This window comes from Treponema sp. OMZ 799, assembly GCF_024181365.1.
GTDB lineage: Bacteria > Spirochaetota > Spirochaetia > Treponematales > Treponemataceae > Treponema_B.
Genome location: NZ_CP051301.1, coordinates 121,400 through 147,104, shown reverse-complemented (window position 1 = coordinate 147,104; position 25,705 = coordinate 121,400). Strand labels below are relative to the sequence as shown.

19 protein-coding genes and 1 pseudogene are annotated in these 25,705 nt (G+C 38.4%); 16 read left to right on the top strand and 4 right to left on the bottom strand.

Going from position 1 to position 25,705, the window contains the following annotated elements:
* Positions 1-22 precede the first annotated feature (22 nt).
* From E4O04_RS00650 to E4O04_RS00600, 11 genes are all read left to right on the top strand, one after another.
* The gene (locus tag E4O04_RS00650; RefSeq protein ID WP_253708994.1) at positions 23-1,648 is read left to right on the top strand and encodes an alpha-glucosidase; all 1,626 of its coding nucleotides are present in this window, start codon (positions 23-25) and stop codon (positions 1,646-1,648) included.
* Between the two features lie 75 nt (positions 1,649-1,723).
* Complete coding sequence (locus E4O04_RS00645; RefSeq protein WP_253708992.1) at positions 1,724-2,737, top strand: lipoprotein TP_1001-related protein; 1,014 nt, start codon at positions 1,724-1,726, stop codon at positions 2,735-2,737.
* Positions 2,738-2,823: 86 nt separating this feature from the next.
* Positions 2,824-4,065, top strand: a complete 1,242-nt coding sequence (locus tag E4O04_RS00640) for a DUF3798 domain-containing protein (protein WP_253708989.1) — start codon at positions 2,824-2,826, stop codon at positions 4,063-4,065.
* A 91-nt stretch (positions 4,066-4,156) separates the two neighbouring features.
* A complete protein-coding gene (locus tag E4O04_RS00635) occupies positions 4,157-5,737 on the top strand; it encodes a sugar ABC transporter ATP-binding protein (RefSeq protein ID WP_253708986.1) in 1,581 nt (526 codons plus the stop codon).
* Position 5,738: 1 nt separating this feature from the next.
* The gene (locus tag E4O04_RS00630) at positions 5,739-6,779 is read left to right on the top strand and encodes an ABC transporter permease subunit (protein ID WP_253708984.1); all 1,041 of its coding nucleotides are present in this window, start codon (positions 5,739-5,741) and stop codon (positions 6,777-6,779) included.
* 6 nt (positions 6,780-6,785) lie between these two features.
* A complete protein-coding gene (locus E4O04_RS00625) occupies positions 6,786-7,922 on the top strand; it encodes an ABC transporter permease subunit (RefSeq protein WP_253686417.1) in 1,137 nt (378 codons plus the stop codon).
* Positions 7,919-8,323 (top strand): DUF6672 family protein, encoded by a 405-nt coding sequence (locus tag E4O04_RS00620; RefSeq protein ID WP_253708981.1) that lies wholly within the window; start codon positions 7,919-7,921, stop codon positions 8,321-8,323. Before E4O04_RS00625 ends, E4O04_RS00620 begins: the two co-directional genes overlap by 4 nt.
* A 142-nt stretch (positions 8,324-8,465) precedes the next feature.
* Positions 8,466-10,088: an ATP-binding protein gene (locus E4O04_RS00615; protein ID WP_253686421.1), complete on the top strand. Its 1,623-nt coding sequence runs from the start codon at positions 8,466-8,468 to the stop codon at positions 10,086-10,088.
* 100 nt (positions 10,089-10,188) lie between these two features.
* Entirely contained in the window at positions 10,189-10,911 is a 723-nt protein-coding gene (locus E4O04_RS00610; protein WP_253686423.1) for a 5'-methylthioadenosine/adenosylhomocysteine nucleosidase, read from the top strand.
* A gap of 14 nt (positions 10,912-10,925) precedes the next feature.
* Complete coding sequence (locus E4O04_RS00605) at positions 10,926-11,957, top strand: 3-dehydroquinate synthase (RefSeq protein WP_371921983.1); 1,032 nt, start codon at positions 10,926-10,928, stop codon at positions 11,955-11,957.
* A complete protein-coding gene (locus tag E4O04_RS00600) occupies positions 11,954-13,096 on the top strand; it encodes a cysteine desulfurase family protein (protein ID WP_253708980.1) in 1,143 nt (380 codons plus the stop codon). The genes E4O04_RS00605 and E4O04_RS00600 overlap by 4 nt, the downstream gene beginning before the upstream one ends.
* Positions 13,097-13,112: 16 nt before the next feature.
* On the opposite strand, the gene E4O04_RS00595 is transcribed toward E4O04_RS00600, so the two are convergent.
* Positions 13,113-14,420 carry a cyclic nucleotide-binding domain-containing protein gene (locus tag E4O04_RS00595; protein WP_371921984.1) on the bottom strand — a complete coding sequence of 436 codons (1,308 nt, stop codon included), beginning with the start codon at positions 14,418-14,420 and terminating at the stop codon, positions 13,113-13,115.
* Between the two features lie 66 nt (positions 14,421-14,486).
* On the opposite strand from E4O04_RS00595, the gene glgX reads away from it, so the two are divergent.
* The 5 genes and pseudogenes from glgX to E4O04_RS00565 all read left to right on the top strand — a co-directional run bounded on the left by glgX (position 14,487) and on the right by E4O04_RS00565 (position 21,665).
* Entirely contained in the window at positions 14,487-16,628 is a 2,142-nt protein-coding gene (gene glgX / locus E4O04_RS00590; protein WP_253708977.1) for a glycogen debranching protein GlgX, read from the top strand.
* A gap of 67 nt (positions 16,629-16,695) precedes the next feature.
* Positions 16,696-17,445, top strand: a pseudogene (locus E4O04_RS14125) (hypothetical protein).
* Positions 17,446-17,771: 326 nt separating this feature from the next.
* Positions 17,772-18,809 (top strand): leucine-rich repeat domain-containing protein, encoded by a 1,038-nt coding sequence (locus tag E4O04_RS00575; protein ID WP_253708974.1) that lies wholly within the window; start codon positions 17,772-17,774, stop codon positions 18,807-18,809.
* 103 nt (positions 18,810-18,912) lie between these two features.
* On the top strand, positions 18,913-19,566 hold the full coding sequence (locus tag E4O04_RS00570) for a RipA family octameric membrane protein (RefSeq protein WP_253708971.1): 654 nt from the start codon (positions 18,913-18,915) through the stop codon (positions 19,564-19,566).
* A gap of 128 nt (positions 19,567-19,694) precedes the next feature.
* Entirely contained in the window at positions 19,695-21,665 is a 1,971-nt protein-coding gene (locus E4O04_RS00565; protein WP_253708969.1) for an alpha/beta hydrolase family protein, read from the top strand.
* On the opposite strand, the gene E4O04_RS00560 is transcribed toward E4O04_RS00565, so the two are convergent.
* The 3 genes from E4O04_RS00560 to E4O04_RS00550 form a co-directional block, all read right to left on the bottom strand.
* Positions 21,655-22,941, bottom strand: a complete 1,287-nt coding sequence (locus tag E4O04_RS00560; RefSeq protein ID WP_253708966.1) for a site-specific DNA-methyltransferase — start codon at positions 22,939-22,941, stop codon at positions 21,655-21,657. The genes E4O04_RS00565 and E4O04_RS00560 overlap by 11 nt on opposite strands.
* Positions 22,942-23,029: 88 nt before the next feature.
* Positions 23,030-23,932 (bottom strand): Fic family protein, encoded by a 903-nt coding sequence (locus E4O04_RS00555; RefSeq protein ID WP_253708963.1) that lies wholly within the window; start codon positions 23,930-23,932, stop codon positions 23,030-23,032.
* A gap of 209 nt (positions 23,933-24,141) precedes the next feature.
* Positions 24,142-25,704, bottom strand: a complete 1,563-nt coding sequence (locus E4O04_RS00550; RefSeq protein WP_253708960.1) for an ATP-binding cassette domain-containing protein — start codon at positions 25,702-25,704, stop codon at positions 24,142-24,144.
* Position 25,705: the final 1 nt, after the last annotated feature.

Here is a 25,705-nt window from a genome sequence, read left to right as displayed (position 1 = left end):
CTTTATAAAAGGAGGAAAAGCTATGGAATGGTGGAATAAGAGGGTTTTTTATCAGATATATCCCAGAAGTTTTTGTGATGCAAACAATGACGGGATGGGGGATATCCGGGGTGTTATTTCAAAATTGCCTTATTTAAAAGATTTGGGAATAGGAGCAATTTGGCTTTCTCCCGTAACGGCCTCCTCCGATTATGATAACGGCTATGATGTTTCCGATTATTGCGATATAAATCCCAAATTCGGCACAATGGACGATTTTCAGGCTCTATTAAAAGAAGCGGACAAGCTGGATATAAAGATTATTATGGACTTGGTTATAAACCATACAAGCGATCAACACAGATGGTTTATCGAATCCAAAAATCCCGAATCTCCCTACCATAATTACTATGTGTGGAAGGAGCCGAGGCTTGTAAAGGGTAAAAAACTGCCGCCCAATAACTGGGACAGCCTTTTTTTGGGCTCTGCATGGAAGTATTGCGAAGAAAACGGGCTCTATTATCTTCATCTTTTTACCGAAAATCAACCGGATTTAAACTATAATAATCCTCAAGTAATTGAAGAGGTAAAAAAGATTTTGAAATTTTGGCTGGATATGGGAGTTGCCGGCTTCCGCTGTGATGTTATAAATTGTATTTACAAAACTTCCTATGAGGATGCAAAAAAAAGAATAATTAAAACAGGTAAGGAGTTTTATCTATCCCAAAAGGGCTGCCACGATATTTTAAAAGAATTAAATAGAGAAGTTTTAAAACCCTACAATGCCTTTACCGTGGGGGAGACCATGGATGTTTCACTGGAAGAAGCCAAGGATTTTATTCAAGATGAATTAACTCTTGTGTTTCCTTTTGAGCATCACACAGGGGTAGACTGCCGATTTCAGATTCCCGTTTTTAAGCGGAAATATAAACCTTTCAGAATGATTAGAATCCTAAAAAAATGGCAGACTAAAATGCCGTGGACCCCTCTCTTCTTTGAAAATCACGATCAGGCCCGGTCTGTTTCTCGTTTTGGGGATGAGGGAAGATACTATAAAGAAAGCGTCAAAATGCTTGCAACCGTGCTTTTGACCCAAAAAGGAATGCCCTTCATTTATCAGGGGCAGGAAATCGGCCTTCCAAATACGGATTTTAAGAGCATGGATGAGATCGATGACATAGCTACAAAGAATATTTATAATATGCTTAAGTCTCTTAAGTTCGGTAAAAAAAGAGCTTTTAGGCTGGCAATGAACTTTGCCCGCGACCATGCCAGGACTCCCATTCCTTGGGATGATTCCGAAAATGGAGGCTTTTGTACTGTGAAGCCTTGGCTCCGTTTGAACGAAAGGTATAAAGAAATAAACGTAAAAAAGAACCTATCCGAGCCGGATTCTTGCTTTAGTTATTACAAAAGATTGATAGCCTTGAGGAATTCGGAAGAAGCCTTGCAGTTCGGCGATATAGAATTTGTTGATTTGGGAAAGGATGTTTTTGCCTATTACCGCAAAAAGGACGATAAAACTTTTTTTATTGTATCTAATATGTCGGGCAAAGCACAGAAGATAAGGGAAGAGGTAAGAGGTCTTCCTATTCTGTTTAACTATAGAAACTTTAACCCTCAGCAGAAGATTTTACGCCCCTTTGAGTCCGTAATTACAAGAATTTAGACCTAGTTTTTAAATAAAGTTAAAATTTTGCTATAAATAACAAAAAAAACATACAAGATAGGTAGGAGGTCTTTTATGAAAAAAAGATTTTTTTTACTTGTTTTGTTGGTTTTGAGTTTATGTGCTTCTTGCAGCGGAATGATTGAACAGCCCGGCTTCGTTTCAATTTTTCTCGGGAATGATGACGGCATTACCCTCAAAGGTTTTGAACAGTCCCAAAATAATGAGATAATCCTCTTCTTTGAAGGCAGTGTCGGTCAGTTCCAAGTTCATGCCTTAAAAGGCTCCTTGCCCGACGAAATTTTGTGTACTGTTGAAGAGATTGAAGCTGCCGAGTTTTTGCAGGACAAGGCTTATAAGTCTAAGACTGGTGAAATTCCTGTTTCCGTTTTTAAAATTACACCTAATGCAAATTTTGAAATAGGCGAGGATTTTAAAATTTGCGGAAAGGTTTCAGGAAGCATAAATCAAATTCTTGATTTTGAGCTTCCCTTTAAGGGTGCAAACAATAAGCCTGCAGAACTGTCTTTTTATTCGCTTAAATTGGGATCGGCATCTAAACAGGGCTTTATAAGATTCAGCGTAAAAAAGAGCGGAAACTTATTTGGGATAAGTCTTGTAAATGCGGGTAACTCAAAAGAGTCTGACTATGTATTTCCTGCCTTTGAGGCAGAAGCAGGAAGTATAATTATCTTTTATTGGTTTTTACCTTCGGACGGCTCAATTCCTGAAGACGGAGCCTTAGTTTCTTCCGATACATGTAATGCTCTTGAGGCCGGAGAAAAGGGGGTTTGTTTTTGGGGAAGGGTAAAGAAGTTTCAGCCGAAAAGAACGAATGCCGTTCTTATTAGAACAAGTAAAAATGAGGGTTTACAGGATGCCGTTTTGTTTAGACATCCTAAGGATGAGGACTGGGGCAGACCTGAAATTGAGCAAGCTGCCTTGGAAGCTGCCGAAGCTTGTTTATGGATGCCTGACGGAGATCTTTTAAATGCAGTGCAAGCAAATATAACGCCTACAAAAATGATTAAGAGGATTTCACAGGACTCAATAAATCATAATGCAGCAGACTGGGTTTTGACAAAGTAAATTTTTAAGAAATTAAGAAAAAAACTTGACGGCTGAATATATGTGTGGTACAATTCTATAGTTTTCTTATAAATGGAGGTTTATTTATGAAAAAGAGAACTTTGATGTTCGGTGTTTTTCTGATAGCTTTATTTGCTTTTATTGCAGGTTGCAGTAAAAAAACCGAAGAAAAAGGAGCTGCTCAGGCAGAAGCAAAGGGGCCGGCATATCATATTGGAATTATGACTGGAACAGTATCGCAATCTGAAGATGATTTGCGCGGAGCTGAAGAGCTTATCCGAATTTACGGGGCCGTAAAAGACGGAGGAATGATTCAGCACATAACCTATCCTGATGACTTTATGTCTCAACAGGAAACAACAATCTCCCAGATTGTAGCACTTTCCGATGATCCTAAAATGAAGGCTATCATTGTAAATCAAGCAATTCCGGGAACAGCAGAAGCTTTTAAACGAGTACGTGAAAAGAGACCTGATATTCTTTTATTGGCAGGCGAAGCTCACGAAGACCCGCTTGTAATTCAAGCTGCTGCCGATATGATCGGAAGTCAAGATTTTATTTCCCGCGGTTATACAATTCCTTGGGCAGCAAAACAACTTGGAGCAAAGAATTTCGTTCATATTTCCTTCCCCAGACACATGTCCTATGAAACATTGGGTCTTAGAAGGCAAATCATGGAAGAAGCTTGTAAGGACTTAGGTATTAACTTCTACTTTGAAACAGCTCCCGACCCCACAAGCGACGTCGGAACAGCCGGTGCTCAGCAGTTCATTCTTGAAAAAGTACCCCAGTGGATAGAAAAATACGGAAAGGACACAGCCTTCTTCTGTACAAATGATGCTCACACAGAGCCCTTGTTAAAGCAGCTTTTTGCTTACGGAGGTATGTTTGTTGAAGCAGACTTACCCTCACCTTTAATGGGTTACCCCGGAGCTTTAGGTATTGACCTTTCAGCAGAAGCCGGAGACTTCCAGAAGATTCTTAAGAAGGTTGAAAATTCCGTTGTCGAAAAAGGCGGTGCCGGACGTTTCGGAACATGGGCCTATTCTTACGGATTTACCGTTTCAGCCGGTTTGGGAGAATATGCACGCCGTGTTATCGATGGAGAGGCTAAGAAGGGAAATATGGCCGACTTGGCAAAGGCTTACGGAAGGTTTACGCCCGGAGCAAAATGGAAGAGCGGTGCTTACATTGATGCCAGCACAGGCGTTAGATCAAAGAATCAGGTACTCCTGTTTATGGATACCTATGTTATGGGTCAGGGCTACTTACCCGCAACAGAACAAGACATCCCCGAGAAATACTTCAATATTAAGTTTCAAAAATAAAACCTTGTAGTTGAATTTTTAGGGAATCCTAACGGAGGGTCGGGACAAAGATCCCCACCCTCCGTTTTTATTTTAAGGAACAATGCGGATTATGGACAATAATGAATTTTTTTTGGTTCTTGAAAATGTGACAAAGGAATTTTCAGGGACGCAGGTACTTCAAGGTGTAAATTTTTCTTTAAAAAAAGGAGAGATACTTGGCTTAGTCGGCGAAAACGGGGCAGGAAAGACCACCTTGATGAAGATTTTATTCGGTATGCCTGTTATAAATGAAACGGGCGGATATGGGGGAAGAATTCTGGTTGATGGAAAAGAGGTCAAATTCTCAAGCCCCTTTGATGCTCTTGATGCCGGTATAGGAATGGTTCACCAAGAATTTTCACTTATCCCGGGCTTTTCTGCAACAGAAAACATCATGCTGAACAGGGAGCTGCAAATTCCTTCTATTCTTTCAGATTTATTTACCCCGAGATTAAGTTTACTCAAAAGAAAAGAAATGAATGAGAGAGCTCAAGCCGTTTTAAACGAGTTGGGCGTTTCTATAGATGCACATACATTGATTTCGGAAATGCCTGTTGGGCATAAACAATTTACCGAGATTGCACGTGAGATAGATAGAGATAATGTAAAGCTCTTGGTTTTAGATGAGCCGACCGCTGTTTTAACCGAATCTGAGGCGGACATTCTTTTAGAGGCGGTAAAAAAACTTGCAGCTAAGGGGATATCGGTAATTTTTATTTCTCACAGATTGCAGGAAGTTATCGACATATGCGATAGGGTCGTAATCTTAAGAGACGGAAAGACGATTCAAGATAAGAAAACAAGTGAGATTACAATTCCTGAAATTGCGGCAGGTATGGTAGGCCGCGAAATTTCCAATACGGAAAAAAAGGATAATGATAAAAAAATCGGGCCTGTAGTGCTTGATGTAAAAAATCTCTGGGTTGATATGCCCGGTGAGCTTGTCCGAAATGTCAATTTTTCGGTTAAAGAAGGTGAAATCTTCGGTATAGGAGGGCTTGCAGGACAAGGAAAGGTCGGTATTCCCAACGGAATTATGGGCATTTTTCCGGCAGGAGGAACCGTAACCTTTAAAGGAAAGGAGCTTACCTTAAACAACACCAAGCAGGCCTTACAGGACGGCTTAGCCTTTGTTTCTGAAGACAGGCGGGGTGTAGGCCTTCTTCTTGATGAAAGCCTTGAGTGGAATATTGCTTTTACGGCTATTCAATCTAAGAGGTCCTACCTAAAAAGTTATCTAGGCGGGTTGCTTAAACTTAGAGATGAAAAGGCTATGAAAACTTTGGCAGATAAGTACATAGATATGCTTCAAATCCGCTGTACGGGAAGTCATCAAAAAGCAAAGGAACTTTCAGGCGGCAATCAGCAAAAGATTTGTTTAGCTAAGGCCTTCTGCCTTGAACCTGAAATTCTTTTTGTTGCAGAGCCCACCCGCGGTATTGACGTAGGTGCAAAGGCCCTTGTTTTGGATGCCTTGAGAAAAATCAACAAGGAGCTTGGAACTACTATTGTTATGATTTCCAGTGAGCTTGAAGAACTGCGCTCTATCTGTGACAGGGTCGCAATTGTTTTCCACGGAGAGATTTCGGGTGTTTTATCGCCGGAAGAAAAGCCGGCCGAATTTGCTTTATATATGGCGGGGGTAAAATAATATGGAAAAATTTAAAAAGATAGTTGCAGATTTCGGTATACCGAGAATAATTATTCTCTTATTCCTTCTTACCCTTTTTATAATCGCTCCCTTTGTTAAGGTAAGCATCGGAGCCTCTCTTTCGGACGTTGCAAACCGTTTCGGTATGAATGCCTTGATGGTTCTGGCCATGGTTCCCATGATTCAAACAGGCTGCGGCTTAAACTTCGGTCTTTCATTGGGAGTTTTGGGCGGCCTTTTAGGCTCTACCTTGGCGATGCAATTCGGACTTGTAGGACTTGCCGGTTTTGCCGTCGCCGTGCTTTTAACGATAATATTCTCAGGAATAATAGGCTTCGGTTATAGTCAGGTTTTAAATAAGGTTAAGGGCGAGGAGATGACGATAGCCATGTACATCGGCTTTGCATCCGTCACCTTTATGGCTATTTTGTGGATAGTACTTCCTTATTCAAATCCGAGTATGGTTTGGGCTTATTCGGGACAAGGCCTGCGTACTACAATAACTCTTGAAGGCTATTGGGTAAATATTTTAAATAACTTTTTGGCTATTGAGATAGGTTCATTTAAATTCCCGACGGGTGTTATCTTATTCTGCGCAGTCTGTATGTTCTTGATGAAGATTTTTATGAAGACAAGGACAGGCACGGCTTTGACGGCCGTAGGTTCCAATCCCGATTTTGCAAGAGCTAGCGGTGTGAGCATAAACAAGGCAAGAACTATAAGTATAATTCTTTCCACAATATGCGGAGGAGTCGGAATCTTGTTGTATCAGCAGAGCTTCGGTTTTATCCAGCTTTATAAGGCCCCGCTCTTTATGGCCTTTCCCGCAGTAGCCGCTATTCTTATAGGCGGTGCTTCGGTAAATAAAGCTTCGATTTTAAACGTTGTCATAGGCACTGTTCTTTTTCAGGGAATCTTGTCGATGACTCCTTCGGTTATAAACAGTATTTTGCAGACCGACATGTCTGAGGTTATCCGAATCGTACTTTCAAACGGTATGATCTTATATGCTTTGACAAGAAAAACGCAAAAGACGAGGTAATTGATTATGAATAAAATAACGGAAAAATTAAATAGAAAATTAAAGAAATTTTCGATGCTCGATTTTTTGGCTGATAATCTTGTTTCGCTTCTCTTCCTATTAATTTCTTTTGTGGCTATTCCCGTGTCGGGGCTTTCGGCCCATCACATTATCGGCGAGATTTTAACCCGAATAGGAAGAAACTCATTTTTGGTATTCTCTCTTATCTTGCCGATTATGGCCGGTATGGGTATAAACTTCGGTATGGTCTTGGGTGCAATGGCTGGACAGATAGGCTTAATATTTGCTATGGACTGGGGTATCGGAGGTATTTACGGATTGGTCTTTGCTGCCTTGATAGGAATGCCTCTTTCGGTTTTGTTGGGCTATATAGCAGGTTCCATCCTCAACAAGGCAAGAGGCCGGGAAATGGTAACAAGTTATATCTTGGGCTTTTTCTTCAACGGTGTATATCAGTTCTTTGTTCTGTATCTGATGGGTTCTGTTATTCCGATGCACAATAAAGCCATAAAGCTTTCGCGAGGTTTCGGAGTTAGAAACACCCTTGAGCTTGCTCCCGTAAGGCAGGTGCTCGATACGACATTCTCATTTAATATTGCAGGCTTACGTATACCTGTTTTATCCTATCTTATCATCATTGCTCTTTGTTTCTTTATCGTATGGTTTAGAAAAACAAAGCTTGGGCAGGATATGCGGGCAATCGGTCAAAATCAATCTGTTTCAAATTCGGCAGGTATTGCAGTTGAACACACAAGAATTATTTCGATAATAATTTCGACGGTTTTGGCCTGTATAGGACAGATTATATTCTTACAGAATATGGGAAATATGAGTACCTACAATGCTCACGACCAGACCGGTTTCTTTGCTGCAGCCGCCATCTTGGTCGGAGGCGCTTCGGTCAGCAGGGTAAGTATAAAGAATGTTTTTATAGGTGTTGTCCTTCTCCACTTCTTGTACATTGTTACCCCGATGGCAGGCCAACAGCTTCTTGGTTCTGCAATGATTGGTGAGTATTTTAGAGACTTTGCAGGTTATGCAGCTATAGCCCTTTCCTTGGTACTCTATGCTGCAAGAAATCAGCGAAATGCGGAAAAGAAACGTTCCGAATTGCGTTTGCAAGCTGAAGGAGAAGAAAAATGAGAATACAGTCGAAAAAAACGGTTTTGGCAATAAGAATAATTTTGCCTATTCTTTATGTTTTGTTACTTGCACTGATGTTCACTTTTGGCAGAACTCACGCAGTCTTGTTTGAAAATAAAAAGGCTGCTGACGGCAGCTTTAAGGCCTTTGATGCAATTGAAGTTACTTTTAATAATGAAGAACCCTTGGAGCTTTTTAAGGGCGATAGGGATAAGATCCTTTTGAGAGGCCAAAAACACAGGGTTGTTATAAGATTTACCGACGGAAGAGAAGATTTTGTCGGAGAATTTAGAATCCCTCTTTTTCAGGACACCATTCTGTTGTCCCTTCCGGCCTTGGTAGAGGGTCTGCCTTCGGCGGTAACTCCTTTCGAGTTATATACCGAGCCTGCAAAAGAGTAAAGCTGTAAATATTTTAAATCAACCGCCTTTGTAAAACATTAAGTTTTTACGGGGCGGTTTTTTGTTTGTATACCGTCTTAATAAATCAAGATATAGAATAATCCCCTCTTTTTATGCTATAATCTTATTAAGGAGGCTTAATATGGATTTTGATTTTTCACGAAAGATACCGATAGGGATCCAAAGTTTTGAAGATTTACGCAGAAAGCAATTTTTATATGTAGATAAAACTTTATATGCCTTTAAGCTGGCTAACTTAGGCAAGGTGTATTTTTTAAGCCGTCCGCGCCGCTTCGGTAAAAGCCTCTTTCTCTCAACCTTGAGGTCTTACTTTTTAGGTCAAAAAGAACTGTTTAAAGATTTATATATAGAAAAAGCTGAAGAAAAAAGGGCCGAAATCGAAAAGACTGAAGCTTGGGTGGAGTATCCTGTGCTCTACTTGGATTTTAATATAGGCAAATACGATGAACCTCATTCCTTAAAAAGTCATTTAAACCTTGCCCTAAGTCAATTTGAAGAAATATATGGGGCTAATAAACAAGAAGAAGAGCCTGCCCAACGCTTTGCCGGTGTGATAAAGCGTGCTTACGAAAAAACGGGGCGCCAAGCGGTCATCCTTGTGGACGAATACGACAAGCCGCTTTTACAGACAATGAGTATAAACGAGGCCTTAAACGAAGAATACCGCAATACCCTAAAAGCCTTTTATTCCGTAATAAAAACCTGCGACCAATATATCCGCTTTGCCTTTTTAACGGGGGTAACAAAGTTTAGCAAAATAAGCATATTCAGCGATTTAAATAATTTACAGGATATAAGTATGCTGAATGATTATGCCGAAATATGCGGACTGACACAAGGCGAAATAGAAAACACCTTTCAGCCCGAAATAGAAAGATTAACAAATAACACTAAAAACTCTTATGACAAAATGCTTGAAGAATTAAAAAAGCGCTATGACGGTTATAAGTTCAGTGTTTTAGGAGAATCGGTATATAATCCTTTCAGCATATTAAATACTCTCAGCTCAGGTGAATTAAAAAATTACTGGTTTGCGACAGGTACACCTACCTTTTTGGTAAACTACCTAAAAGACGCTTATTACAATGTGCCCGATTTAGACGGAGGAGTCGAAATAAATGAGGCAGGGATAGACCTATATCGAGCTGATGCAAAAGACCCCTTGCCCATACTTTTTCAATCGGGGTATTTAACGATAAAAGAATATATAGAGGCTGCCGATATCTACCGCTTGGGCTTCCCTAATGATGAGGTGCGTTACGGCTTTTTAGAAAACCTTGTGCCTGCATACTCTTCTCTTAGGCCTTATGAAACGGCCTCTTCCGTATGGAGGTTTGCCGAAGATATCCGGGCGGGGAATGTAGATGAGTTTATGGAGCGGATGCAGGCTATAATAGCAGGCGTTCCTTACGATAACTTGCCTAAAGATAAGCTCAAACTAAGGGAGCAAAACTATCAGACGGCAGTCTACCTAATCTTTAAGCTTATGGGACAATTTGTACAGACTGAAATCCACTGTGCAAAGGGCAGGGCTGACTGCATTGTGCATACCAGAGACACAATCTACATCTTTGAGTTTAAGCTTATGAGTGCCGGCACCGCCGAAGATGCGATCGCACAAATAAAAGAGAAGGGCTATGCCGAACAATTTAAGGCAGAAGGGAAAAAGATAATCCTGATAGGTTCAAGCTTTGATGAAGAAGAAAGAACTATCGGGGAATGGAAGACGGAAAGCTTAAGCTGATTTAAAATATAGAAGAGGTAAAAGCTTTAAGCTATTGAAACACTGTAAGGCATTTGCTACAATATATGCCCTTATTTTGAATTTAGAAAGAGGTTAAGATATGAAGATAGGAATTTTCGGCGCTGAAGAGCAGGAAGTTAAACTTTTAAAAAAGCATTTAGTTGGGGAAATTCGTAAAATTGCCGGCCTTAATTTTTTTACCGGTACGATAATGGGAAAGGATGTTGTTCTGGTTTGCAGCGGAATAGGCAAGGTGAATGCAGCTCTTTGCTGTCAAATTCTTATTTCGGAGTTTAAGGTTGATGCCGTAATAAACACAGGGGCTGCCGGCGGTCTGATAGAAGACTTAAAGGTTTTTGATATTGTTGTATCGTCGGAAGCCGTTCAGCACGATGTGGATGCAACGGCCTTCGGCTATCCTCTTGGACAGGTGCCTATGACAAAGTCGCCTTTTTGGCCTGCCGATAAAAAGCTTAAAAATCTCGCCGTAAAAGCCTTTAAGACTATGCAACAAGAACATGACGATGAGCATATAAAAAATTTAAAACTTGTTGAAGGCCTCATTGCCTCAGGAGATGTTTTTGTATCCGATGAAAAAATCAGGGCAAGGATTATCAAAGAATTTAATCCTGCCTGTGTTGAAATGGAAGGTGCCGCCGCAGCTCAGGTGTGCAAAATAAATAAAATCCCCTTTTTAATTTTGAGAAGTATTTCCGATACGGCCGGCAGGGACGAGGCTGCTAAAATTTCTTATGATGTTTTTTCGGCACAGGCAGCAAAGGATTCCTCTCTTCTGGTGCTGCAAATGCTGAAGATGCTTTAAAAACTATGAAAGTTATGGATAGCTTTGAGTTTACAACGGTTCAAGGAAAAACTGAAGTTTTTTACTGCGATGAGCCTTCTTTACCGCCTGTAGGCATATCGGGCGGAATGTACATTGCCGATTCCAATACGGCCTCTATCGCAAGGGCTGCAAAGAATTTCCGTTCTGACCTTCCATTGGTTATAATTGAAGCCGGAGAAGAACATAAGAATTTTACCTCCCTTGTGCTCATCTTAAAAACAGCCCTCGATGCGGGCTTAAGCCGTAATTCTGTTTTTATCGGAGCCGGAGGCGGCCTTGTTTGCGATTTGGCGGCTTTTGCTGCCTCGGTTTATATGAGGGGGGCAAAATGCAAGCTTGTTCCTACAAGTCTTTTAGCCATGGCTGATGCAGCCATAGGCGGAAAAACCGCAATAAATTTTGACGGTTATAAAAACATGGTTGGAACCTTTTTTAAGGCTGATGAAGTTTACATAAGTCCCAAGGTTTTAAAAAGCTTAAGCGAGGAAGAATATCTTTCAGGTTTGTCGGAAATATTTAAGATGGGCCTTTTATATTCAAACGATATTTATCAAGCCTTTAGGACTCAAAAAGAAAAGATATTGGCAAGGGATGAGGACCTTTGTTTAGAGCTTGTAAAACAGGCCGTTGAGGCTAAGGCTCAGGTTGTAAGCCGCGACTTTGACGAAAAAAATGAAAGGGCCTTTTTAAACCTAGGGCATACTTTTGGTCATGCACTGGAGTCGGTTTTAAACTTTTCTCAAGTTTCTCACGGAGAAGCTGTTGCTTGGGGAATCTCGAGGGCTCTGCTTGTAGGTAAAAAACTTGGCTTGACCGATCCCGCTTATACTGATGAGGTTATAGATCTTATCAAGGTCTACGGCTTGCCGGATGAATCGGTTTTACCTGACCCGGATGAAATAATTTTAGCAATGAAAAAAGATAAAAAAAACATAAACGGAAAGATCCGTTTAATTTTGCAAAAAAATATTTGCGAAACCTTTACCTGCGAGGTTTCTGAAGATATTATTCGGGAGGTCCTATGATTTATTTGGATTGGGCGGCTACAGCCCTTCCTCAAGAAGATATAATTACTGAAGCCTTAAAAAAATCTTTTGAATACTTTGCAAACCCTTCTGCAAAGCATTTTATGGGTAAAGAAGCTCGAAAAATTCTCGAAGAAGCCCGTTCTGAAATTGCCGGTCTTTTAAATACGGTTCCTGAGCATATTGTTTTTACATCTGGCGGAACCGAGGGTGATTACATACCCATGCTCTCCCTTTTGTCCCATCCTTCTACATGCTCGATTGCGGTAAGCAATATAGAACACTCCGCCGTTAGGGAGCAGGCTGATATTATGAAGGCCCGAGGTTATAAGATTTTGCAAATTCCGGCAGACAAAAACGGTTTTATAAGTGCCGATGCCGTTTTAAAAACCATAGATTCCGATACGGTCTTTGTTTCTGTAATGGCAGTAAACAATGAAACAGGAGCAATTCAGCCCATAGCCGAAATAGGGAAGGCCCTTGAGGAATATTCTAAGGGAAAAAGAAAGATTCACTTTCATACGGATGCTGTGCAGGCTATAGGGAAAATTCCCTTTGATTTGTCAAAGACGGCTGTTCATTCCGCTTCTTTTAGCGGGCATAAAATAGGAGCTCCCAGAGGAATCGGTTTTTTGTATCTTAAAAAAAACATAGAATCCTTTATCCGCGGGGGCGGGCAAGAAAATGGTATAAGGCCCGGAACCGAAAACCTTGCTGGTATTTTAGCCTTATCCGGCTGCTTAAAAAAATATTATGAGAACTTAGATATTTATGTTTCTCATGCAAAAAAACTGATGGATTTTTTAATTGATGAGTTATCGGGTATTGCGGGTTTAAGTTTTATCCCTGAAGCTCGTCCTCAGCTAAAAGATAAATTTTCTCCGTGGATTTTACAGTTTGCCGTTAAAGAATTGACAGGTGAGGTTCTTGTCCGCTGCTTATCGGAGAAGGGAATCTGTATTTCTACAGGTTCTGCATGTTCTTCAAGAAAGCAAATCCGTCCCGTTTTAGAGGCAATGAAAATCGATGCTAAGGTGCAGCAAAATTCGGTGCGGGTTTCGATAGGCCCTTCAACACAAAAAAAAGAGCTTGAGGTCTTTGTAAAAACTCTAAAAGAAATTCTGATAGAATTCCGCTAGTTAAACGAACGGCCTTTTATTGGGCTTCACACTTGTTACAGTTTTCTTGTTCTTCTTTTAGCTTTGCCGTAACCTTTGATTGGCGGGCTAGGCGGTTAGCCAACAGGCGGGACAAAAAGATACCGTAATGAGGATACTTCTCAATCAGCTGCATAAACTTCATTTTAGGAATCTTAACAAGAGAACCTTCACCTATGGACACCACTGTTGCAGATCTTCTGTCGTTCATTAAAAAAGCCATTTCGCCTATAAAGATGTCTGCAGGGGTTAAAACGGACATCAGCTTATTGTTTACATAGACAGCGTACCGTCCCGAGCTTATATAGAAAAGGTCGCTTGAGTCTTCGTTTTCACGGCAAACAATCTGCATATGCTTAAAGGTTAGTAATTGCTGCGATTTTAAAATAGCCGGGGTCAGGTTTGCTATGTGTCTTTGGTTTTTTACCTCAAAAGAAACCTCATTTCCGATGTTATTGTAGCGTATATTTTTTACCAGAGTTTGAGAAAGTTTAATGCCCATACCGTGGAGGCCTGCTTCAAAGTCTGCTTCAAGGTGGCTCCTCCAGTCAAAGCCATTTCCTTCATCCTTGATAGTTATCTTTGTTTTTTCGGGCAATACCGAATATGTGATATAAACCTTTTTCTTTTTTATTTCGGGATTTTTTTGTTTTTCGGCAATAAGGTCAAGCATATTCTTGCCGCTTCTCAGCCATTTGTTCTTTTCCTCATAGGAAATATTACAGTTTCCATGCTCTACAGCATTAAGCAAAAATTCCATCATTGCCGTTTGTAAGGATGATCTTTCCTCTTCATTAACCCTGTCGGTATTGTATAGGTAGGTTCCAATTAGGTTTGCATAAAAGACAATTTCGAAAGGGTCCGTATCGCTTACGAAGTGTCCCGTTTCTTTTTCGTCAGGTCTTTGGTGCATACCGCGGTTAAAAAGGAAGTGCTGATGCTGATTTAAAATTTTTATTATTTGAGTTGTATTTTTTTCAAAGTCTTTTCGTGTACATACAAATAAAAAGTTCGGCTCTTTTATTTGTTCCAGTTTTGCCTTTTCATGGCGAGTCTCCGTTATTGCTATAATTCCTCCGAATAAAAGCCAAGGATCATCTTTTATGATTTTTAAGCAGGCCTCTGCATCTATATTGGGATCTGCAAAATCAATAATCTTAATTTCAGGCATTTCATATTTAAAGAATGAAACGATGTTTTCATATTTATCGAGAACGGCAATGTCGACGTTTTCAATATTCTCTGCAGCGGCTTTTAATCCGTTGACCGTAGTTTTTATTGTGCTTATTATGGGTACCTTTTTCATCATTATTTCCTTTAAAATATACTCCGCATTATAGCATAAATTTGAAATACATACTATACTTTAACGATGAATATGAACGATTTATCTTTTTTTCAAGGAAGATCCGCACCCCTTGGGGCTCAGTTGAGCCCGGATGGGGTAAATTTTAGTGTTTTTTCCAGAAATGCAAAAGAAATGGTCCTTCACTTATTTGAAACGGTAGAGGATTCCGAGCCTATAATCTCATATAAACTGGATCCGCAAATAAATAAAACAGGCGATATTTGGCATGTGTTTGCAGCAGGGCTGAAAAATTGGGCCTTTTATCTGTATACGGCAGACGGGGATTTTTTACCCTCAGCCGGCCATTTATTTGATACAAATAATTACTTGCTCGATCCTTATGCGCGGCTTATAAGTGCTCACTCCATATTTAATTCGGAGCAAATTTTTAATCAAATAAAAAGCAAGGTCTCCGGCGGTAAAAATCAAAATAAAAGAACGGCAAACGGTTTTCCTAAGTGTGTTGTTGTAAATGAAAGGGAATTCGATTGGCAGGGAGATAAGCCTTTAAATATCCCGCTCCAAAAATGTGTAATATATGAGGCCCATGTAAAAGGTTTTTCTTTTTTAAACGATAAGATAAGCCCTACTAAGAGGGGAAAGTATTCAGGGCTTGTGGAACTGATTCCTTATTTAAAAGATTTGGGAATTACCTCTCTTGAGCTCCTGCCGGTTTTTGAATTTGATGAAAACGAAAATATGAACGTGAACCCGAAAACAGGCCTCAGGTTAAAAAATTATTGGGGTTACAGTACCATTGCTTTTTTTGCCCCTAAAGCCCTCTATGCCGAGGATCCCGGGAATGCCGTAAACGAGTTTAAATTTATGGTGAGGGAGTTTCATAAGGCCGGTATCGAAATAATCTTGGATGTGGTTTTTAACCATACTGCAGAAGGAAACGAAAACGGTCCTGTTTTTTCTTTTAAAGGATTGGATAACTCCATTTACTATCATCTTGAAGATAATAAGCTTTATTATAAAAACTTTTCAGGCTGCGGTAATAGTATAAAGGCCTCAGAAACTCCGGTCATAAAATTTATTCTGGATTGCTTACGTTATTGGGTAACCGAAATGCATGTGGACGGATTCCGTTTTGATTTGGCTCCTGTTTTGGCACGAAATAAAACCGGAAATATAGATTTCAATTCTTTTATGATACAGGCTATAGCGGATGATCCTGCGCTTCATTCTACAAAGATTATAGCTGAAGCTTGGGATGCCGCCGGCGCCTACATGGTTGGAAAATTCCCGGGACGCTGGGCAGAGTGGAACGATTTATTTAGGAATTCGGTCAGGCAGTTTTGGCTTCAGCCGAATCCCGACATAAGGCACTTAGCAAGCAGGGTAACCGGTTCATCGGATTTATATTTTCAGAGCGGAAGACGGCCTTATCAGTCAATAAATTTTGTTTGCTGTCATGACGGCTTTACCCTCTGGGACTTATTAAGCTACTCCGAAAAACATAATGAAGAAAACGGAGAAAATAACCGTGACGGTTCAAATGAAAATTTAAGCTATAATCACGGAATAGAGGGACGGGCTTCTAACGAGGTTGAGCTTATGAGGATGAGGTCTGCAAAAAATATTTTGACAACCCTTATTCTTTCGGCGGGCACACCTATGATTAACATGGGAGATGAGGTATTCCGTACACAAAACGGTAACAACAATACCTATTGCCAGGACAATGAAATGTCTTGGTTTGATTGGGAACTTGTTGAAGAAAATAAGGACTTTTTTGAATTCACAAAAAAACTTGTAAACTTGAGAAAAAGACATTTTTCTTTTTTAAGAAAACATTTTTTTACAGGTGTGCCTAAAAATAACGGAACCCCGAATGATATTACATGGTTTGATTATCAGGCTAAAACTCCGGACTGGACCAAGCCTTCTAATTTTTTAGCCTTTTTAATAGACGGAAATAAAATTAATTTGGAAAGCGATGAAGACGATAACGATTTTTATGTTATGGCCAATAGTTACAATAACGACATAACGGTAAGACTTCCTCCTCCATCTTCAGGCGGAACAGTTTGGCATCGCCTGATAGATACCTCGTACACGGGCGGCAAAGATTTTTTAGATGAAGATAATACCGAGCAAATTATGAACCAGCAAATATATGTAGTACTCGCCCGTACGGTTGTTGTTTTAATTGCAAAGTGAAATATCGATACTTACAGCTTTAAAAATCCTTTGATCTGTGGTATAATACAGATAGTTAGGAGCGGCTATGAGTACGGCAAACAGAAAATACAAAGATTCGGTATTTGTCGACCTTTTTAGTGAAGACGAAAAGGCTAAGGAAAATTTTTTATCTCTTTACAATGCCTTGAATGGAACAAGCCTGCAAATGTCTTGTCCCGTAGAAAATATAAGACTTGATAATGTTATGTATATGAACATAATCAACGATGTTTCCTGCCTTGTAGACAATAAGATTATTATTCTTGCAGAACACCAATCCACTATAAACGAGAATATGCCCAGTCAAGGAATGTACTTCCGTATACATTACTTGACTTCGAGTTTTAGGCTTACAGCCTAAAACATCGTGTACTTGCGGCTTCTACGGTGTCCGTGCCGTAATCTTAATTAAAGAAGACCGGGTTCTTAGGGCGGAGCCCTAAGCAGTGCGGGAAGAAGAGAGAGGAAACCTTGCTCTGAACGAGGTGTCCTCTCTCTCCCTAAGAGAACGGCTTTACCAATGCGGTAAAGATATGTATAGAAAAAGGAATCTTAAGAGAATACTTAATGAGAAAATCAAGGGAGGTAATAAACATGTTAGTAGCTGAATATGATTATGATACGGATATAAGTACAAAGAGAAGAAAGCCTAAGGATTGGCATACAACAGGGATTTTCTGACGGGGTATACCAAACAAAGCTTGAGACGGCAAGGAATTTATTTCGGTTAGGGCTGTCGATTGAAAATATAGCAGAAGCTACCGGCCTTCCTGTTGAAGAAATAGAAAAACTGTAACAAAGATAAAATTTTGACACTCAACATTTGTAACCTTGACAGCATCTCCCCTTTACCCTATAATATTGAGTATGGTACAGCACGGTATTCTATTAGATAAAAAATCAATTTTTTACTCAAAAACCCCTAGACAAAGATTAGGAAAATACTGTATAGTATCCCCCCCCCCCCCCCCGAAAAATAGTTAAGAGTGATGAATGCTTAATTAAGAATTATTTCGGCAAATTCAAATATCTTACACAAATTTTATTCTCACACAATTATTTTAGTCTCAATAAAAATATATCTAAAATTTATGCGGATAATATCTGCAAAAAGGAGTTTATATGAAAACTAATTATGTAAAAACCGGTTTATATTCCCGATATATAAACTTAGGTTTCTTTGTATTGATGGCGGCGCTTTTGTTAAGCAGCCTTGTTACCGGTTGTAAGCAAAAGGCGGTTGATAACACTCCCGCGGCAAAAATTATCACAATAAACGGTGATGAGCGGATAGCTTTACACGAGAATGCATCTATTGAAATACCGCCTAACCAAAACTTAACTTGGGGGCAAATAGAATCTCAAGCGATGCAAAAGGTATTTTTAATGAGTGTATGGGATACGGATGACTACGGCATATATGAATGGAGAATCGGTAATGAAAATGGGGAAAAACTTACCGCCGGTTATCTAATAAATAAGAGCATAACCGTATATGCTGTAACCAACTATAATAAGTTTAATATTGTAGATAACAAAATTAAACTTACGGACGGCAAGGGTTATACCGGAAGCGAACCCAAGGGTAAAATAATAATCCCTGATGGTATTACTGAAATAGAAGATAACACTAAATCGAATGAAGGAGCTTTTTTAGACTGTACTGAAATAATTTCTGTAAAGTTTCCTAAAACCATTACTAAAATAGGAAATAGTGCTTTTTGGAACTGTGCTTCTTTAAAGAATTTGGACTTATCGGGTTGTGCAAATCTTGATGCCATAGGAAAAGAGGCTTTCTATTTTTGTCAGGATTTGCAAAAACTAGACCTATCGGGGTGTAAAGGTCTCACTACTATAGGAAAATATAGTTTTTATGACTGTACTAATCTTTTGCTATGTTTAGATTTATCCGAGTGTACAAGCTTTGCAAAAATAGAAAAAGAAGTTTTTGATTCATGCTCAAAAGTAAAACTGCCTGAAAGTATAACTACAATAGAAAAATGGGCTTTTGGTTATCCTGGTTCTCCCGGCTTTCCTCCTTCCGGTTTGCCTCCATCTTTTTGTAGAGAAGTCCTTATAAAATCAGGTCCTAATTTTGAACGGATAAAAAAACTTGTAAAAGATTCAGGCTATCCTGAAGATAGGATAGGAGAATACTAGTTATTTACTTCCCTTATCCGGCTTTTTTCAGTCGGATAAGGGAATAAATATAAAATTTTATTATTGCGGAAAATTAAGAAACCCTCAGAAAGGAGAAGTATAAATGAGCGAAAATACAAATTCTAAAAGCCGTTATGAGCTGCTTATAGATGCAAGGAACTTTCATTATAAAAATTTTCACACATGGATGGCTTTCTTTTATATTGCCATAGGTGCAATTTTCGTAGGTTATTGTAACTTATTAACATCTCAAGGTGAGTTTGCTTTTGAAAAAATAATTTTATTGATATTTGGTTATGCGGTTTCTCTTTTTTGGTATTGGTCATGCAAGGGTTACTATTATTGGGTAACACACTGGATAAAACTGTTGCATGAGTATGAAAAAGACAAAGATGTTAAAGAAATGGTTTACCTACTTTGTCCGAACAAAGAAAATAATCATAGTTATTGCTGTATTCTGTCAGGTGCGAATATCTCAACTTCAAAAGTAGTTTTATTGTTTGCTTTTGTTACAGCCCTTGCTTGGGGGACATTATTGGCATATCAGATATTAGGAAAGTTATGTTTTTGTAAAATATATATTCAACTTTCTAATTGCGATAAAAATACAAACTTTAATATTTGTTTTGGAGTTATATCTTTTATATTCTCTATAGCGATAACTAACATATTAAAGTGTATTCCTAAATGGTGCTTACAAAGCAAGTTAGACGGTATGAAAGAGTATCCTCAGGAAGGAACTCAAAATAAAAATTAAACAACAGATGATGTGAAAAGGTTGTGTCTTTTCCATACCTATAACTTCCGCAATTACCACCCTCCTCCCCTTGTTCAAACTTCTCAATAGTGTTATAGTAATTTAACAAGAATATTTGAGGAGAATTTATGAAAACAATAAAGTTGGACGATTTTAAAAATTATTCATTTTTAAGTAATGTTAAATTTTCGGAAGACGGAAAATATGCGGCCTATGTGTGTGCCCATGCCGACCTAACCGAAAACGATTATAACAAGGCCCTTTTTCTTTTGGACATGGAAACAAAAAAAACAAAGCAGCTGACGGGCGAGGACGTAAATTCTTTTTACGGCTTTGACGGAGACAGGCTTCTTTTTTCTGCAAGAAGAACAAAAAAGGAAAAGGAAGAAAAAGAGAAAACCTTTGTTTATTCTATTCCCGTGTCAGGCGGTGAAGCCTTGCTTGCCTACACCTTTCCCCATCCTGTTTTAAAAATGGAATTTGCCGATAAAAAGACGGCTGTTGTTTTACACTCATGGAAGGATGACCCTTTTAAAAAGCTCCCAAAAGAAAAGGCCGAAGAAGCAAAAAAAGACGAGGCCGATTATGAAATCTTTGAGGAGATTCCCTTTTGGAGAAACGGAGGCGGTTTTACTTCACGCAAGAGGAACAGGCTCTTTGTTTACAATCTTTCAAACATGAAGGGTACGGCCCTCACAGATGAGTTCACTCAGGTTGACGGCTTTGACTTCGATAAAAAGACCCAAGAGATTTTATTTACAAAGTCTACTTATACAGATAAGATGCCCATCTATAACGAACTCATGCTCATGCCCTTAAAAACCAAAAAGGCAAAGCTCTTAAATGCAGGTCAGGATTTTATGTATGCCGATGCCAAATTCTTCGCAGATAAAATTCTTTATACGGGTGCCGACGGAAAAAAATACGGCGTTAATCAAGATGCCGATATTTATCTTATCCCCAAAACTGGAACCGGAGCCAAGATGATTTCGCCCAAGAATTACGACAAGAGCTTATGGAATTCCGTAGGTTCAGATTCAAGGTACGGGGGCGGAGCTAACTCTCATGTCAAGGACGGAAAATATTATTTTATTACAACCGAGGATGATTCTTCTTTTGTAAATGTCATTGACGAAAAAGGAGAATTAAAACAAGTTATTACAGAAAAAGGCTCGGTAGATTGCTTTGCCGTTCATGAGGATAAAATTCTTTTTATCGGGTTTAGAAAGCAGGAATTGCAGGAGGTTTATCTTTTTGACGGCGAAAAAGAAAACTGTCTTACAAAGCACAATGCTTACGCTTCAAAACTTCAAAAGATTGTTCCCGAAGAATTCGAGTTTACAAATGACGGCGTTAAACTCCACGGCTTTGTTTTAAAACCCTTAAACTACAAGGCCGGAAAAAAATATCCCGGTATTTTGACCATCCACGGCGGGCCTAAGACAGTTTACGGCTCAATCTTTTATCACGAGATGCAGTTTTTAGCCCAATCAGGCTACTTTGTGTTTTATACAAACCCCCGCGGTGCCGACGGAATGGGGCGGGCCTTTGCCGATATCCGGGGCAAGTACGGTACAATCGATTACTCCGACTTAATGAAATTAACCGATGAGGTTCTAAAAAAATACAAGGACATCGATAAGGATAGGGTAGGCGTTATGGGCGGTTCTTACGGCGGCTTTATGACCAACTGGATTATCGGCCACACAGACCGCTTTGCTGCAGCCTGCTCCCAGCGTTCTATTTCAAACTGGATTTCCAAATTCGGTACGACCGATATCGGTTATTATTTTAACTCGGATCAAAACGGAAATGCAACTCCTTGGAAGGGGTTTGAAAAAATGTGGGATCACAGCCCCCTCAAGTATGCCGATAAGTGCAAGACTCCGACTCTCTTTATTCAATCGGATGAGGACTACCGCTGTTTTGAGGCCTGCGCCTTCCAAATGTTTACGGCCCTCAAATATCACGGCTGTGAAGCAAAGCTTGTCTTGTTCCACGGGGAAAATCACGACCTCTCCCGAACAGGAAAGCCCAAGCACCGAATCCGCCGTTTAACCGAGATATTTAACTGGTTTGAAAAGTATCTTAAAAAGTAGGCTTTTGCTCTCCGCTTAATTTCAAATACTTGAAACCGAAAGTTTTTTCCGGGAACCTTTTTTGGATTAGTGAGGAGGCTCTTATAATTCTTTCCCTGCCCAGCTCGGCTATCGTTTTGAAACCGGACGTGAGGGCAGGGGAGTCCTCAGGGCAGGGCTCGTCCCTTTGTACCAAAATAAATTTTCGGGTTTCGTTAAACTCTGCGTTTAGTTCCATTACGGCTTGGGCTGTTGTTGCCGAACCCGAAAAAAAATCTAAAACAATAGCATCCTCCGAATCGGGAACCAGTTTAAAAAGATATTTTAAAAGAGTGACAGGTTTTGCATAATCGAAAAGCTTTGCTCCGAATAAAACTTTTTGTTCATAAGCACTTTGTATATTTGTTTTAACATACTCCGTTGGGAGGAGCGATTTAGGAACGGTTTTTTCTTCTTTTTCAAGGTAGGTTTTTACCCATACCGTCCACCGGGTAGGATTGCCGTTTATCTCTTTAAAAACGGACTTGTCCGTTTTTTTAAATACGATTAAATTTTTTTCTAACAGGTTTAAAAAAGTTTTTTCGACAAAGCGGTAAATATAACCTTCTTTTGGAATTATAAAATTACCGTCGGGAGTTTTTATCGGATATCTTTGATTTTTTGCCTTCGTCTTATTTTTCCACGCAAATTGCTGATACCTAAAAAGCCGGCCCTCATCGTCCCTGTATTTATACATTCTTTTTGCCTTTTCAGGCATCGGGGCTGTCATGGGCTTAATCTTAGTTTTGTTCTTGGCATATAAGACGATGTACTCATGAGATGTGTTGATATGTTTTTTCCGCAAGCCTCCGCCCGTCGAGTTATTCCAGACAAGGGTAGAAATAAAATTTTCCATACCGAAAATTTCGTCAAGGATGATTCTTAAATAAGGATAGGCCTTATCGTCAATGCTTATAAAAATAAGCCCGTCATTACTTAATAAGGTTTTTGCGAGGCTCAATCTTGTATAAAGATAATTCATCCATTCGGCCATGCTTTGAAAACTATCGGCATAAGTAAATTTTTTTCCCGTATTATACGGAGGGTCGATGTATATTATTTTTATTTTTTCTTTATAATCTTTTTGCAAAAAAAGAAGAGCGTATAGATTATCTGATTCTATATAAAGATTTTCTGCAATGTCTGCGTTAAAACTTTTGTGTTTGTTTTCGGTAAAGATAAAATTATTTTGATTTTTTAATAGATTTTCCAATCTTTGTGCGGTCTCATTTTTTCCTTCCCATGTAAAAAGTTTCATATCTGGCACACTCATAAATAACTATATAATAAAAAAAATTTTTATGCAATAATGTGTCGGGTAAATAAGAATTACCTGAAATTAATGACTAATTATACATAATACCAAAATAATCCAAACATTGTTTCATTAAATCCTGTCCGGTAAGACAGGTATCTCTTAAATAACCTCTTTCATTTTTCCAATTTTTAATTCCTCTGTAATAGTAAATTTTTAGTTCTTCAGTAATTATGAAAGGGACGATATTATGTTTAAGACATTCCTTAAACATTATTAATCTTCCAATACGGCCATTGCCGTCTTGGAATGGATGAATAGCTTCAAATCGGACATGAAAATCTAAGATGTCATCAAAAGTGATCGCCGATTTTGAATTATATTCCATTAATAATACTTTCATCTCTGATGCAACATCAGAAGGTTTTGTAGTTTCATCGCCGCCCACTTCATTTTCCAGCATTTTATAATCCCCAACCTTAAACCATGATTTCCGGTTGTCAGTTGTGCCGTACTTTAGAATATAATGAAGCTGCTTTATAAAACTTTCTGACAGTTTCGTATGTGCACCTTCTATTATTAAATCAATACAATGGAAATGATTTACCGTTTCAATAATATCATCAACTCTAACAACCTCATCTGTAATGCCAAGTGTTTTTGTTTCAAAAATAAATCGAGTTTGGTCATGTGTAAGTTTTGAACCTTCAATGTGATTTGAATTATAAGTAAGGTCAATCTGAATTTTGTGATAAATTCCGCCTTTTAAACCCGTTTCCTTTTCACGTTTAAGAAATGATAAGAGAGTATCTTGTTTTGCTGTATGACGAGTTTTTCGATGAGGCTTTTCTACATCGGAAGGGATTTTCCATGTTTTACCTTCTAAAAGAGCTCCCACAATTCTGCCCTGCATGCAGTAATTTCTTACACTGCGTTCGCTGATTTGCCAGCGTTTTGCAGTTTCTTTAACAGATATGTATCTTATCTTATTCATAGGTATATTATAACATATTATCGGCAATATATAAAGCGGATTTATGTAGTTAAATTCAATTTTATTTTGCCTTTAATAAAACGGTTTATTTGTACATTTATATTACTTTACCGGCCCACAGGGCTGCGTATATAACATTCGCTTAACCTGCTTTTGTAAAAAGAACAGATCCGATTTGAAGTTCGTTATTTTAATTAGTTCTATTTGTATTAGCACACCTTTATCTGATTCTGATCAATGCAATAAATTTTATCAAACAACTGAGCCGTAGATGTTCTGTTTGTAACTGCAATTACGGTCAAGTCTTTATATGATAAAAGATGTTTGACGATTTTTGTTTCTATTGCAGAATCAACACTACGAGAAAATTCATCCAAGAGAATAATTGGAACTTCAGAATTATAAACAAGACTACGAACGAGTGCTAAGCGCATATTCTCACCGTCAGAAATGGTCATTTGATTCATATCGATTTTTGTATCAAAGCCATTTGGCAGACTATTTAAAAAAGTGTTTAATTCAAATTCGGTACAAAGCTTTTCAATCTTTTCTTTATTTATATCAAAATCTTTATTAAATGTTAAATTTGTTTTTAGAGAAAGATTGAATAAATGAGGTTTACTCCACACTGCTGTAACAAGCTCCGGACATGTATGAGCAATTATCTTTAAAAGGGTAGACTTTCCGGATCCGTTTTGACCCGTAATAGCAACCTTTTCACCCTTTGCTATTTTTAAACATGCATTATCAAAGATAGTCTTCTCAGCTGTTTTATATTGAATATTTTGCAAATCCAAAATTGTATTATCATCTATTTGTTTTTTTTCTAAAGAGTACTCTGCCTTATTTTTTGTACTTAAAAAATCGATATGCCGGCTGACACTGAGTGAAAGAGTTTTTATATCAATAATTCCATGTATAATATTATTTGAGGCCGAAGATATTATTGAACTTACAAACATAATATTTGCAATATCAGAAATTAAAATATAATCTGAAAATGAATATAAAAATAGAACACCGAGCATTTGCATTATTAATGACTTTAACTGAGTTATCGTATTAACTACTTTTTCCAAGTTAGACATTTTTACACTGACATTTAATTCTTTTCTATTTTTTTCATCAATAAGATACGCACAAACTTCATCTGCTGCATTTAGTTTCACAGATGCAATTGCATCAAAAACATCTTGGGTTATAATTTGTGACTCTAATCCATTCTCATCAATTTCTTGTCTATAGCTTTCAAATTTTTTGCGGGAGATAAATAAAAACAAGTCTAATCCAATTGATATTGCAACTAAAAATAACGCAAATGGAGAAAACAAAAAAAGAATTACCGATACCGTTATAAAAATTAACATATCCGAAAAAAACCTGATCCTTGCAAGGTAGAAAGGAATAATAGTTTGCGGTAAACTTATGATTGAAAAAATACCGCTGCCGGCTTGTGAGTTTCCAAATATTACCGAAGAATCATTGGTACATTTCTCGAAACTCTTTTGCATAATTTTTGATAATGGTTGAAACATTAAGTATTTTTCGCCCAATAAATTAAGACTAATTGTCAACGCTGAATATATAAACATGGTAATAGCAGTACATGTTAAATATATAAATTGATTTTGATTAGTAAATATTCTCGATACGAATGCATTTGTTGCAAGAACTATGGCCGATAAAATATGCAGAACAAAAATACACAGTACAATTAGTTTCTTGTCATTATAATATAATTTTTTATATTCTCTAATATAGTTTGTTTCCATA

Bases quoted from the DNA above. Each gene is read 5' to 3' on its own strand.
- E4O04_RS00650 (WP_253708994.1), top strand. From the start codon at position 23: ATGGAATGGTGGAATAAGAGGGTTTTTTATCAGATATATCCCAGAAGT.
- E4O04_RS00645 (WP_253708992.1), top strand. From the start codon at position 1,724: ATGAAAAAAAGATTTTTTTTACTTGTTTTGTTGGTTTTGAGTTTATGT.
- E4O04_RS00640 (WP_253708989.1), top strand. From the start codon at position 2,824: ATGAAAAAGAGAACTTTGATGTTCGGTGTTTTTCTGATAGCTTTATTT.
- E4O04_RS00635 (WP_253708986.1), top strand. From the start codon at position 4,157: ATGGACAATAATGAATTTTTTTTGGTTCTTGAAAATGTGACAAAGGAA.
- E4O04_RS00630 (WP_253708984.1), top strand. From the start codon at position 5,739: ATGGAAAAATTTAAAAAGATAGTTGCAGATTTCGGTATACCGAGAATA.
- E4O04_RS00625 (WP_253686417.1), top strand. From the start codon at position 6,786: ATGAATAAAATAACGGAAAAATTAAATAGAAAATTAAAGAAATTTTCG.
- E4O04_RS00620 (WP_253708981.1), top strand. From the start codon at position 7,919: ATGAGAATACAGTCGAAAAAAACGGTTTTGGCAATAAGAATAATTTTG.
- E4O04_RS00615 (WP_253686421.1), top strand. From the start codon at position 8,466: ATGGATTTTGATTTTTCACGAAAGATACCGATAGGGATCCAAAGTTTT.
- E4O04_RS00610 (WP_253686423.1), top strand. From the start codon at position 10,189: ATGAAGATAGGAATTTTCGGCGCTGAAGAGCAGGAAGTTAAACTTTTA.
- E4O04_RS00605 (WP_371921983.1), top strand. From the start codon at position 10,926: ATGGATAGCTTTGAGTTTACAACGGTTCAAGGAAAAACTGAAGTTTTT.
- E4O04_RS00600 (WP_253708980.1), top strand. From the start codon at position 11,954: ATGATTTATTTGGATTGGGCGGCTACAGCCCTTCCTCAAGAAGATATA.
- E4O04_RS00595 (WP_371921984.1), bottom strand. From the start codon at position 14,420: ATGAAAAAGGTACCCATAATAAGCACAATAAAAACTACGGTCAACGGA.
- glgX (WP_253708977.1), top strand. From the start codon at position 14,487: ATGAATATGAACGATTTATCTTTTTTTCAAGGAAGATCCGCACCCCTT.
- E4O04_RS00575 (WP_253708974.1), top strand. From the start codon at position 17,772: ATGAAAACTAATTATGTAAAAACCGGTTTATATTCCCGATATATAAAC.
- E4O04_RS00570 (WP_253708971.1), top strand. From the start codon at position 18,913: ATGAGCGAAAATACAAATTCTAAAAGCCGTTATGAGCTGCTTATAGAT.
- E4O04_RS00565 (WP_253708969.1), top strand. From the start codon at position 19,695: ATGAAAACAATAAAGTTGGACGATTTTAAAAATTATTCATTTTTAAGT.
- E4O04_RS00560 (WP_253708966.1), bottom strand. From the start codon at position 22,941: ATGAAACTTTTTACATGGGAAGGAAAAAATGAGACCGCACAAAGATTG.
- E4O04_RS00555 (WP_253708963.1), bottom strand. From the start codon at position 23,932: ATGAATAAGATAAGATACATATCTGTTAAAGAAACTGCAAAACGCTGG.
- E4O04_RS00550 (WP_253708960.1), bottom strand. From the start codon at position 25,704: ATGGAAACAAACTATATTAGAGAATATAAAAAATTATATTATAATGAC.